The organism is Zhenpiania hominis, from assembly GCF_014333425.1.
Taxonomy (GTDB): domain Bacteria; phylum Bacillota; class Clostridia; order Peptostreptococcales; family Anaerovoracaceae; genus Hominibacterium; species Hominibacterium hominis.
The window spans coordinates 52,452-64,645 of record NZ_JACRYT010000017.1 but is presented as its reverse complement, the minus strand read 5'-3'; the positions used below and the strand labels follow the sequence as shown (position 1 = coordinate 64,645).

Sequence of the window (12,194 nt, the reverse complement as noted above, 5' to 3'; positions counted from 1 at the left end):
ACCGGCACAAATCCATCCATAATTCTCTATTTTTGTAAAAGTAAAATCCATCCTGTAGACTTAACTCTTACAACATGGATTTTACTCTTACAAACTGGACGTTATTTTTACAAGTCACCCTTTTTTTCTTACATTCGTTTTTTCCTGCTTAAAACTGGATTATATCATCCATCGTATAAAGCCCCGGCCCCTGTCCTGCCAGGTACTGAATCGCATCACAGGCACCAGTCGCGTAACATTCCCAGCTATATGCATGATGCGAAATCTCCAGCATTTCCCCTTTGCATCCGAAAATCACTTTATGGCTGGACGGAATATCGCCTGCTCGTACAGAATGAAAGACGATTTCTTCTGTGGGATGTTTTCCCTGTTCTGAGATTTCTTCAGCCAACTCCAACGCAGTGCCGCTGGGCGCATCTATTTTGGTCTCGCTATGGAGATCAATAATTTCAATTTTCGCCTTACTGCCCAAATTTTTAGCTGCCTGACCGAGGAGTTTTCTCATAACATTGACCACAAAGGAGGTATTGGCCGCTTTCATAACTGGAATTTCATCAGCTGCATCCTCAAATAAGGCTTCCTGCTCTGGAGAAAATCCTGTCGTCCCGCACAGGAAGGCTTTTTTATGCTGTCTGCAGGTTTCGAGAAATCCTATGGAAAGCTGAGGCCTGGAAAAATCCACAACAAGATCGCATTCATTAATGACATCTTCCAAATTATCCGAAACAAGAGCGCCGATACTTCTTCCAAGACCGGAAACCAATCCGATATCACTCCCAATATACTCTCGGCCTACAGGCCCGATTCCACCTGTAATGCGGATGTCTTCTCTTTCATACGCAGCTTTTACAATCAAGCTGTCCATATGGCCCCGAGGCGCTGTAATAACTACATTTACCATAATTAAACACCTTTCTCCCTTCGATATGCCGCAAGTTGTCTTTCATCTTCTATTTCAAGGTCCCGCTCTCCCGCTAAAGATTCTAAATGATGGGTAAACTCGTGAAACAGCGTCTTTTTCAGCCTTTCCTTAAACTCTTCTTCGCTCAAGCTGCCGAAAAGCTTTTCAAAAGATCCATAATAAATTTTAATCAGACGTCCCATACTGCCGCCGCTCTGATATTCGCCCAGAATATAAAGATCATCCCCGACTGCATAAGGGCTGATTTTTTCTTGGGGCAACAAAAGGATTCCTCCATTCAGATCTTTATAAAGCTCCGCCGGAAGTGTTTCAGCAATCTGTTCCAACAAGACCTGCGCCCTATCAATGGTTATCGTCATATTACTTTACGGACGAATCGCCCGAACCTCCTTTTCTTTTACAGTATACCTTGTTTTCTCTGATATGTACAGGATTTGAAGGAACAGGAATGAAGTACAGCCGATCTGCGCAGAATAAATTCAGGCAGCGATTGCGTTACTGATGATCTGTGTATTTTCTTTCTGACAGGAATATTTTTTTGAAATTCTAAAGAATTTTAAAAAAAATCATGGTAAAATAAATAAAATAGACTACCCCATGTTGTCAGATGAGATTGGTTGCAGACGCTGAAATTATGAAAAAGGAGGACTGAACATGTCTGCATTCATTGTTCTGGGCGTATTGGCATTATGCGGTCTGATCGCCGCTATTGAAATTATCCGAAATCGAAGGATCCGTTCCTCGGCTTCCTTTACGGAACCGAAACGGCCGGCTCCGGTTATTTATCTGCCTGCAGATATTGAAAAGGAAAAACGGAGACGGAACATCCTGTAGCCTGCGTATATGAGGAAGGGAGGATTGAATTATGCCGTTGATTCTTTTAGGACTTCTCGTAGTAGCCGGACTTTTGGCCTACTTATATTTTACCCGCCAGTCCGAAACTTCTGCACCGAAAACAACAAAGAAGCACTCTTCTGAAAAAAAGGAAGACGCGGCATCTGTGATCTATCTTCCAGATGATATCGAAGGAGAGAAGCGAAAACGTCATGTAAAAACCGGAAAATAACCGAAAAGATCGGAGCCCGCGAAATTTCGCGGGCTTTAGTTTGCGGGTATTGCTGTTTTTAAAAATTCGAGGATTTCCTGCAGTCGTTCTTTTCTCTCTGGCGTAAAACGCACAAATGGCTTCACGCCTCCATGGATAAAAAGACGCATCCCATATCGTTCTGACAGTGCAGCCAAAGAGCGCGGACTGAGTCCATTTGCCTCTGCAAACTGAAAAATAACCTTTTTTCCTTCCTCATGGATTCTGGTGATACACAATTTCTCTGCCATGGATCGGATCCTTGAAACTTTGATTAAGTTCATTGTATCCCTTGGAATTTCCCCGAAACGATCAATCAGTTCATCAATCACCTCATCTTCGTCTTCATCACTGGAAACAGATGCTATTTTTTTATACATATGAAGCTTCAGCACTTCATCCGGAATATAGCGCTGGGGTATCAGCGCAGTCACGTTAAGTTCGATGGAAGCTTCTTCTCTATCCGGGTTTACCACCTCGCCGCCAAGAGCCCGCACTGCGTCGTCTACTAACTTGCAGTAAAGTTCGTATCCGATATCCATCATGTGACCGTGCTGCTCGGTTCCCAGAAGGTTGCCCGCTCCGCGGATCTCCAAATCCCGCATAGCGACTTTAAATCCCGCTCCAAATTCCGTGAATTCTTTAATTGCCCGAAGGCGCTTTTCCGCAATCTCAGAAAGGCTTTTATCCTTTTGGAACATCAGATAGGCATAGGCCATCCGATTTGATCTTCCGACTCTGCCCCGCAGCTGATAAAGCTGCGACAGACCAAACCGATCCGCGTCCAGAATAATCATAGTATTAACGTTGGGAATATCGATCCCTGATTCAATGATTGTCGTCGCAACTAATACGTTGCTCTCTCCCTGGACAAAATCCATGATCACATCTTCCAGCCTGTGCTCATTCATCTGTCCGTGTCCAACCGAAACTTTGGCTTGGGGAACCAGTTCTTCAATATGCGCCGCCACTTTATTGATGCCCTTCACCCGGTTAAAAACCACATAAGCTTGACCGCCTCGATCCAGTTCTTTTTCAATAGCGTCACGAATCAGCACATCTTCCTGCTCCATTACATAGGTCTGTACCGGGTACCGTTCCTCCGGAGGCTCTTCAATGACACTCATATCTTTAATGCCTACCAAAGACATATGCAGGGTACGGGGAATCGGAGTCGCCGACAGGGTCAACACATCCACATTCTTTTTCAGCTGCTTGATAACCTCTTTATGCTGGACACCGAAGCGCTGTTCCTCATCCACCACAAGAAGCCCCAGATCTTTGAACTTCACATCCCTGGACAACAGCCTATGAGTTCCGATAACGACATCCACACTTCCCTTTTCCAGCCCTTCAATCACTGACTTTTGCTGCGCTTCACTGCGGAATCGGGACAGCATCTCAACCTTAAAAGGGAATTTTTCAAATCGCTCTTTAAGGGTGTAATAGTGTTGATTTGCCAGAATGGTAGTCGGTACCAGCACCGCTACCTGCTTGCCGTCAGCGGCGCATTTGAACATAGCCCTCGCCGCCACTTCGGTCTTACCGAAACCCACATCCCCACAAAGCAGCCGATCCATGGCCACATCTTTTTCCATATCCTGCTTGATTTCTGCAATGCACCGAAGCTGATCATCCGTTTCCGTATAGGGGAAGCTGTCTTCAAACTCTTTCTGCCATACGGTATCTGGAGAAAAGGCGTATCCCTTCTCCATCTGTCTTGCCGCGGAAACTTCTAAAAGCTCTTTTGCCATATTGGCAATAGCGGCCTTCGCCTTTGCCTTCGTCGTCTTCCACTCGCTGCCGGAAAGCTTGTTTAACCTGGGAGAGGCAGTATCCGAACCGATGTATTTTTGAACCAGATCCATCTGCTCCACCGGAACATAGAGCACATCCTGTCCGCTGTATTTAATCTTCAGATAATCCTTTTTGACATTTTGGACCGTAAGCTGTTCAATTCCTACAAACTTTCCAATTCCATGGTTTTCATGAACTACATAGTCTCCGGTCTGTACATCCGCAAAAGAGCGAATCGGCTGACTGAAATCATGGGATGTTTTCTTTTTTCTTTTTTTCTTTTTCGGGGTCCCGAAAATATCGCCATCCCAGATATAACAAAGCTTTTCTTGTGGAAAATCGATTCCCCCTGTTAGGTTTCCCATTTTCACCCAGACCCGGGACAGCAGATCCACCCGGCTTAGGAACTCCTCCATGTTGGATGCCCGCTCTTCATTAGCACAAACAATCGTAACCTTATACCCGTTTTTCAGGTAGGTACGAAGCTCCGTTTCCAGCAGATCCATCCTTCCATTAAAAACCATTGTCGGTCTGCTGACCACATTTCGAATTTCCGCGAAAGAGTCTGCGCCTTTTATCGTTTTCTGGATAGGGGTAAACAAATATGCCCGATCCATCTGATAAAGCTTCAAATAATCCTGTTTCCCGGAGAAATCCTTCAACTCGGAAGGGACGGTCTGCCCCCGCTCGAGAATCGTCTTAAAGTCCTCGGCAAGTTCCCGCTCTCTAGCTTCAAGATTTTCCATCACTCTGGACGGGTCATCGATCATAACGACCGGTTCCTTCATATAATCCCAGATATATTCGGTGGTCTCATAAAAATAGTGCAGATAATTTTCCATCTGCTGGAGGTTGACTCCGTTTTCTGCGAACTCAACCAACTGATCCCGCCGCTTCTTCAGTGTCTCTCCGCGTTCTTGTTCTTCAGAGGTCAGATCCTCTCCGGAAAATTTACGAATCTGGGCCCCATAGGCCCTGCGTATTTTTCCTGCCGCCTTCTCTAGAATTTTCTTATCTCTGACAATGGTTTCCGCCGGGTAAATATCGATACATGAAAGATTTTCAATCGATCTCTGCGTGTCCGGATCAAAGCTTCGGATAGAATCAATTTCCGTATCAAAAAGCTCGATCCGACAGGGTGCCTCTCCATCCGCGGTAAAAACATCGATAATCGATCCCCGAATGCTGAACTGCCCTCTAGCATCCACAAGAGATACTCTCTCATATCCCATGGCCGCTAGTTTTTCTTTTACCTGATTCAGTTCGATTTCCTCGCCCCCTGCCAGACGCAGCACCTTCTCTTCAAAGTCTTCATGAGGAGGAAGTTTCCGGATCGCTCCACTGACCGGAGCCACCACCAGGCAGTCTTCTCCGGTACGAAGAGCCTTAAGAATTTTCAGTCTTTCGAGCATGGAATCGCGCGCCTTTGCTTCATATCGGACGAAAACTTCCTCTTCCGGAGGCAGCACATAAATGGTTTTATCTACAAAAAAAGAAAGGTCCGTGGCAAGGCGCTGCGCTCTGACATACGAAGACGCCACTACCAGACATTGGCCCTTTGCTTCCTGCTGTAAAATTCTCCCCATTAACGGAGCTACTCTGCTTTCGGCAGCTCCCGTAATATTAATCAGTCCCTTTTTACTCATCTTCCCTTTTCTCCGCCGCCTTTTGCCTTATATTGTATTCGTTCATCGCCTTATCTATGCCCTTTTCTACAATACACTCCGCGGCAAGCACCGCCCGCTGCACCGCGTCCTGCAGCAGGCTTTTTTCTTCTTTTGAAAACCCTCCCAGAACAAAGTCCTTCAGCTCCGCTCTGCGCTCGCGTCCCATGCCAATGCGGATTCGCGGGAACTGATCGGATTTCAGATCATAGACGATCGATCTCATACCATTATGCGTTCCCGCGCTTCCTTTTTTCCTTATGCGTATCATCCCCTCCGGGATATCGATATCATCATAGATTACGATCAGATGCTCGATTTCTTCTTTGTAGTAATCCATTACTTCTCGCAGGGACTGTCCGCTTAGGTTCATGTAGGTCTGCGGTTTGATCAATAAAACCTTTTGGCCGGAGATACGTCCCTCTCCGACCAAAGCTTTGTGTTTGAGTTTATTAATTTGAATATCATTTCGCTCCGCCAGAAGATCCAGGGCAATAAACCCGATATTATGTCTCGTGTTTTCATACTTTTTCCCCGGATTTCCAAGGCCTGCAATCATATACATACTTGTTATACTCTCCCGTTTTCCAATCCACAGCTGTGCCTAATCAAACAGTCTGCTGATGGAATCATTTGTAAAGATGCGAGTCATAGCTTCCGCAAAAATCGGAGCTACGGACAGCATTTTCATTTTGCTGATTTTCCGTTCTTCCGGAATCGGAACGGTATTCAAAAGTACCAACTCTTCAATAGCCGAATCTTCCAGCCTCTGTTTTGCCGGACCGGAAAGAATCGGATGCGTGGCACAGGCCCTTACACTCTTTGCCCCCAGATCCTTTAAGGCATTTGCCGCGTTGGTAATCGTTCCGGCAGTATCGATCATATCATCTACCAGGATACAGTTCTTCCCTTCAATATCTCCAATGATATTCATAATCTCGCTTTTATTAGGTTCCGGACGTCTCTTGTCCACAATCGCGATAGGAGCGTTCAAGGGTTCCGCCATACTTCTGGCCCTTGTCACACTGCCGTGATCCGGCGACACAACAACAATATCATCTAAATCTTTTTCTTTAAAATACTTAGTCAAAATAGGAAGCCCTACCAGATGATCCACTGGAATATCAAAATACCCCTGAATCTGCGCAGCATGAAGATCCATCGTTACAACGCGATCCGCCCCTGCTGCCATCAGCAGATTCGCGACCAGCTTGGCTGTAATCGGATCTCTTGCCTTTGCTTTCCGATCCTGTCGCGCGTATCCGTAATAAGGAATAACCGCATTGATTCTTCCCGCGGAAGCCCGTTTCATAGCGTCCATCATAATCAACAGTTCCATCAAGTTGTTGTTGACCGGATCGCAGGTGGACTGTACAATATATGTATCCATCCCCCGAACAGTCTCCCATAGATTTACCGAAATTTCTCCATCACTGAATTTCGTCACCGTTGCTTTTCCCAGGGGTTTCCCTACAATTGCCGCAATTTCTTCCGCCAGTTCCATGTGTGAGTTTCCTGCAAATACTTTGTAATCTGCAAACGCTCCATTCTTCATCTGTCCTTTTTACCTCTTCTTTCTCTTTACTTGAATTAAAAAACGTTTATTTCTTTTCTTTTTTAAGGATCCCTCTCTTTTCGACCCATCCATCCAGGGTCCGACCTTTTGACCTCGCTACATACAGAGCTCCTGCCGGCACATCGTGAGTCACCGTGCTTCCTGCCGCCACATAAGCACCCTCCTCCACTACCACCGGTGAAACCAGATTACTGTTACATCCGATAAACGCTCCGTCCTTTACGGTCGAACGATATTTCTTGCTTCCATCATAATTCACAAATACAACACCGCAGCCTAAATTTACGTTTTTCCCCACGTCAGAGTCTCCAATATACGTCAGATGGGACGCCTTCGCTCCATCTCCCATTGACGAATTTTTAATCTCCACGAAATCTCCAACTTTGCACTGATTTCCCACATTGCTGCCCGGTCTGAGATATGCGAAGGGACCAACCTTTGTTTCACTGCCAACTCTGCTCTCTAAAATAACCGAACTCTGAATTGTTGTTCTGTCTCCGATTTCCGAGTCTACAATCCGTGAGTTTTGTCCGATCACACAATCTTCACCGATTTTAACACTCCCCTCCAGTACAACGCAAGGGTAAATCGTCGTCCCCGGTCCGATTTCTACAGTCTCATCAATATATGCGGCTCTGAGATCAATAAACCGGACACCATTTTCCATATGCCTTAAGTTGATCTCCATCCGTTTTTGTTCGATTTGCTCATATTCCTTTAAATTCATCTTGCTCTCCCTGAAACTTTAAAATTTTCGATCCTTTTCCAGAATCATTTCTCCCGCTTTATAGATATCGCCAGCTCCCATGGTTATAACCAGATCTCCCGGCTCCGCGTTATTATATACAAAACTGGCGATTTCCTCAAAATCTTTGAAAAAATAAACTTCCTTGTCCGGATGAGCCTCCTTAATGCGGTTTACCAATTCCTTTGAACTAATCTTGTAGATATTCTTCTCCCTAGCCGCATAGATCTCTGCCAGCACAATTTTGTCCGCATCCCCAAAAGACTCTGCAAAGTCGTCAAACAGAGCCATAGTTCTCGTATAAGTATGGGGCTGAAAAAGACACCACATCTTATTGTGTTTCATATTTTTTACCGCGGAAAGAGTTGCCTTGATTTCTGTCGGATGATGGGCGTAGTCATCAATGATTTTAATCCCTTCCGATGTAGTTCCCATGATGTCAAACCGTCTTTGGGTTCCTGTGAAGGACTGAAGCGTACGCGCAATAGACTCCGCTTCCACCCCCAAAATATGGCAGCAGGCAAATGCTGCCAAAGAGTTCAGAATATTATGTTCCCCAGGAATGGAAAGCTGGACATTGCACAATACCTTTCCTCTATGATTTACATTAAAGTCCGGCATGCCTTCTCCATTAAAGACAATATCGCCGGCATAATAGTCGCAACTTTCATTCAGCCCGTAAGTCACCACATTCGCCCGTTCTTTTACCACACTCTTCACAAACGGGTTGGCATCGTAAGCAATGATTGTCCCATCTTCCGGCACCAATGAAGCAAAGGTTTCAAAAGAACGGGCAATGTGATCAATATCCTTAAAATAGTCCAGATGATCCGAATCAATGTTTAAGATAATCTCAATTTTAGGCTTCAGAGACAGAAAGCTGTCCATGTATTCACAAGCTTCCGTAACAAAGTACCGGCTGTCTCCAACTTTCACATTTCCCCCGATTTCGGACAAATTACCGCCCACCAAAATCGTCGGATCCTTTTTGGCGTCCTTTAAAATTAAAGAAACCATAGAGGTTGTCGTAGTCTTCCCGTGAGTTCCTGAGATTGCAATACTGTCTTCATACTCACTCATAAGAAGCCCCAGAACTTCCGCTCTGGTCGCGGTCGGAATATTCAGTTCCTTCGCCCTCGCGAGTTCCGGATTGTCATTTCCGACTGCCGCGGAGTAGACCACCAGGTCTGCTCCCTCTACGTTCTTTTCTCTATGGCCTAAAAAAATATTCGCTCCATCCGCGATAAGTTTTTCTGTAATATCACTTTCTCTCATATCAGAGCCTGTGACCTTATACCCTCTGGCGATTAGGATCTCCGCAATTGCAGAAAGTCCAATACCCCCAATTCCAATGCAATGTATCTGCCTGCAATCAGATAAATTCACCATTGTCTAATCCTCCCTGGTCGTGATAAAACGATTATACCATACCTGCGCCAAAAAATGCGCTCTATTTGACAAAAAAATAAAAAGCGAATATTATCATAGAATACGCCATATTTTATCGGAAAATTTATTCATTTCTGTTTCTTATTATTCATTAAGGAGGCATCTTCATGAAACGTGTACAGCGCATTGGCGCACTGATGGAGATCCTAAGCGGTTCTCCCAACAAAGTGTTTTCTCTAAGCGAATTTTGTTCTCTATTTGGAGCCGCAAAATCCAGCGTCAGTGAAGATCTCGCGCAAGCCCGCGAGATTACCCGCCTAACCGGCCTTGGGAAAATTGAAACAATTTCCGGCGTAACAGGAGGCGTCCGCTATGTTCCTTTTATTTCTGAAGAACGGGCCGCTCAATGCCAGGAAAAACTGTGCCGCAAGCTCCGGGAAAAGAACCGGGTTTTAGGCGGTGGTTTTTTGTACACTTCCGACATCATGTTCCACCCGGCCATTGTAAAAGAAATGGCTCAGGTCTTTGCCCGCAAATTCAGCGACTGCGGAGCTGATTATATCGTGACGATCGAAACCAAAGGCATTCCTCTCGCTTTAAAGACAGCGGAACTTCTCAACCTTCCTTCCGTTGTTGTAAGGCGGGAAGCAAAAATTTCAGAGGGTGCCACCATGAGTATCAACTACCTGTCCGGTTCTTCAGAGCGGATGCAGAAAATGTCCATTTCCAAACGAGCGGCGCTCAGCGGTTCCAGAGCGCTTATTATCGATGATTTTATGCGGGGAGGCGGCAGCGTCAGAGGAATCAGTGATATTCTTTCTGAATTCGATACAGAAGTCATTGGCATCGGTGTGGCGATCGCGAACATCTCTCCGGAAAAAAAGAAAGTCTCAGATTATTGCCCTATCGTATATCTGGGACATGTAGATGAGGAAACAAAGGAGATAGAGGTTTTTCCAAACAATCAGATTTTTCAAAAAAGTGCCTTGTAAAAGAAACTCAATTCATGTATAATATTACTAGGTGTATTTAAAAACACTAATACATTTGTCAGCATGAAAGGGTGGTAACTAAGAATGAACATAACGGATGTTAGAGTACGTAAAGTCAACGACGAAGGGAAAATGAAAGCGGTTGTTTCGATCACGTTCGATGATGAGTTCGTGGTACATGATATTAAAATTATCGAAGGTCAGAATGGGCTTTTTATTGCAATGCCTAGCAGAAAGATGGGAGAAGGCGATTTTCGCGATATTGCGCACCCTCTTGTATCTGAAACAAGGAATAAAATCAAGGAAGCAATTTTTGCGGAATACGAAAAAGTTTTAGCGGAAAAAAACGCCATGGAAGCAGCTTCCGAAGAATAAATACACCGACCTGAGAAAGACTTCACTGACAATCATATAATGAAGGGATGCCATCTTTTACAATGACATCCCTTTTTTACTTGCCATTTTTTAATATCTGATAAAAAAATTACGATAAGACAACGCCGTCAGCTCCAACGTTGACGGCGTTGTCTTGTCGAGACCCGAAAGAGTTGTACTGGCCTCTATGCTTATGTAAAATTGGCGAGATAATCAGTAATCTTTAAAGAATTCTCTCAAGTCCTTCCCTGCTGTATTCTCCTGTTTTCTTTTTATCCTCAAGCGCTTTCTGTACAAGCAGGAATTTTTCTCTTGAAATCGGGTATGCGATAATAAATACGGCGGAAAGCAGAATTCCAATTCCAGGAACGATCGTACTCAAAGATAAAATCGAGTCCAAAGCGCTATCAGTCTGCGCAGCTGCTGTCGCGTCGAATCCTCCAAAGGCAAGAACCCATCCCCAGATCAGCATACCGATGGAACCGGCAACCTGCTGCAGAACCGTCTGCAGAGAAGCAAGCGCTCCCTCCAGCCTCCTGCCGCAGTTAATTTCCACAACCTCCACAAGGTCATAGCTGAGAGCCGCGATTAACTGCCAGTAAGCTGCCATCGCGATCATGACTCCCGCTCCCAGCAAAATAATCAACGGTATCGACGGTTCAAATAAATCGAAAATGAACCTGAACACAAACAACCAAACTGCAGCCGCTACGAAAAAGATAACATAAGCTTTCCGTTTGTCCATTTTGTTCGCGACAGTACCGATTAACGGAACGAGTACCAACGCAATCAACATTCCTGCTCCTGATACGATCGATACGATGGAAGCCGGAAGACCGGAGTAATAGGTAACAACGAAAGAGAGGTTAGAGGCATAAATGGTATTGATAATAATATAACATAAGATCGCTCCTATTAGCCATTTGGTCGGTTTTGCCTTAACAATTTCAAAAGTATCTTTCACAATATTTGTTCTGTTCTTACTTACATCAATAATCAGCTCGTGCCCTTTGGTTGCCTTTATTGTAATTGCAAAAATAATGCAGGACGCAACCACCAGGATGGCGGCCATTACGGTCCACGACATCGATTCCCCAAGGCCGCAGGCAGCCAGCAGACCTACCAGTGCCATCGGCACCGCACCACCGATGAAATTTCCACTCTGTGTAAAAATCGCCGCGCGATTACGCAAGTTAAGCCGCTCGTCATAATCCTCTGTAATCTCTGCTCCCAAAGCTGTATAAGGAACAAACCACATGGTATACGCGCACCACAGAATCATAACCAAGGTTCCATAGTAGAGAATCGCCGTCGTTCCGGAGAATCCAAAATCAGAAAATAACAGTATCATTGCGACAAGCAACACCGGAATCGCTACTTTAATAAAAGGCCTTCTCCTTCCATTCGGGTTTTTACAATTATCGGATAAATACCCTACAACTAACGCGGCACCCGCGCTTACAAATAGTCCGACTGAGGACATAGTTCCCGCCGGACCTGCCGCCACGCCCGCCGGTCCGGTCAGAAAATAAGCCAAATAGCTGACCAGCATACAATATACCATCGCGTCACCTAACTGCCCGATAGCATATCCAAATATAACTTTATTTGATAATTTCTTTTTCATACTTGATAACATCTCCTTTCCTT

The 12,194-nt window shown here is 45.1% G+C and carries 12 protein-coding genes; 4 read left to right on the top strand and 8 right to left on the bottom strand.

The window, feature by feature from the left end; translation table 11 throughout:
* Positions 1-148: 148 nt before the first annotated feature.
* Positions 149-901, bottom strand: a complete 753-nt coding sequence (gene dapB / locus H9L42_RS12960; protein WP_187303828.1) for a 4-hydroxy-tetrahydrodipicolinate reductase — start codon at positions 899-901, stop codon at positions 149-151.
* A gap of 2 nt (positions 902-903) precedes the next feature.
* Positions 904-1,248 carry a metallopeptidase family protein gene (locus tag H9L42_RS12955; RefSeq protein WP_243235785.1) on the bottom strand — a complete coding sequence of 115 codons (345 nt, stop codon included), beginning with the start codon at positions 1,246-1,248 and terminating at the stop codon, positions 904-906.
* A gap of 328 nt (positions 1,249-1,576) precedes the next feature.
* Here H9L42_RS12955 and H9L42_RS12950 point away from each other — a divergent pair, with 328 nt between their 5' ends.
* Together H9L42_RS12950 and H9L42_RS12945 are read left to right on the top strand one after the other, a co-directional pair.
* A complete protein-coding gene (locus H9L42_RS12950) occupies positions 1,577-1,756 on the top strand; it encodes a hypothetical protein (RefSeq protein ID WP_187303826.1) in 180 nt (59 codons plus the stop codon).
* A gap of 31 nt (positions 1,757-1,787) precedes the next feature.
* The gene (locus H9L42_RS12945; RefSeq protein WP_187303825.1) at positions 1,788-1,988 is read left to right on the top strand and encodes a hypothetical protein; all 201 of its coding nucleotides are present in this window, start codon (positions 1,788-1,790) and stop codon (positions 1,986-1,988) included.
* Positions 1,989-2,023: 35 nt separating this feature from the next.
* Here H9L42_RS12945 and mfd read toward each other — a convergent pair whose 3' ends face one another.
* Genes mfd through murC form a run of 5 tightly spaced genes read right to left on the bottom strand, consistent with a single transcriptional unit; the run spans position 2,024 to position 9,177 of the window.
* Positions 2,024-5,449 carry a transcription-repair coupling factor gene (gene mfd / locus H9L42_RS12940; RefSeq protein WP_187303824.1) on the bottom strand — a complete coding sequence of 1,142 codons (3,426 nt, stop codon included), beginning with the start codon at positions 5,447-5,449 and terminating at the stop codon, positions 2,024-2,026.
* Positions 5,442-6,032 carry an aminoacyl-tRNA hydrolase gene (pth, locus tag H9L42_RS12935; RefSeq protein ID WP_187303823.1) on the bottom strand — a complete coding sequence of 197 codons (591 nt, stop codon included), beginning with the start codon at positions 6,030-6,032 and terminating at the stop codon, positions 5,442-5,444. The genes mfd and pth overlap by 8 nt, the downstream gene beginning before the upstream one ends.
* A gap of 39 nt (positions 6,033-6,071) precedes the next feature.
* Positions 6,072-7,022, bottom strand: coding sequence for a ribose-phosphate diphosphokinase (locus H9L42_RS12930; protein ID WP_187303822.1), 951 nt, complete (start codon positions 7,020-7,022; stop codon positions 6,072-6,074).
* 46 nt (positions 7,023-7,068) lie between these two features.
* A complete protein-coding gene (locus tag H9L42_RS12925) occupies positions 7,069-7,770 on the bottom strand; it encodes a DapH/DapD/GlmU-related protein (protein WP_187303821.1) in 702 nt (233 codons plus the stop codon).
* A gap of 18 nt (positions 7,771-7,788) precedes the next feature.
* Complete coding sequence (gene murC / locus H9L42_RS12920; RefSeq protein ID WP_187303820.1) at positions 7,789-9,177, bottom strand: UDP-N-acetylmuramate--L-alanine ligase; 1,389 nt, start codon at positions 9,175-9,177, stop codon at positions 7,789-7,791.
* 167 nt (positions 9,178-9,344) lie between these two features.
* Here murC and purR point away from each other — a divergent pair, with 167 nt between their 5' ends.
* Together purR and spoVG are read left to right on the top strand one after the other, a co-directional pair.
* Positions 9,345-10,169 carry a pur operon repressor gene (gene purR, locus H9L42_RS12915; protein ID WP_187303819.1) on the top strand — a complete coding sequence of 275 codons (825 nt, stop codon included), beginning with the start codon at positions 9,345-9,347 and terminating at the stop codon, positions 10,167-10,169.
* A gap of 84 nt (positions 10,170-10,253) precedes the next feature.
* Positions 10,254-10,544: a septation regulator SpoVG gene (gene spoVG, locus H9L42_RS12910; protein ID WP_187303818.1), complete on the top strand. Its 291-nt coding sequence runs from the start codon at positions 10,254-10,256 to the stop codon at positions 10,542-10,544.
* A 223-nt stretch (positions 10,545-10,767) separates the two neighbouring features.
* On the opposite strand, the gene H9L42_RS12905 is transcribed toward spoVG, so the two are convergent.
* Complete coding sequence (locus H9L42_RS12905) at positions 10,768-12,171, bottom strand: MFS transporter (RefSeq protein WP_187303817.1); 1,404 nt, start codon at positions 12,169-12,171, stop codon at positions 10,768-10,770.
* Positions 12,172-12,194: the final 23 nt, after the last annotated feature.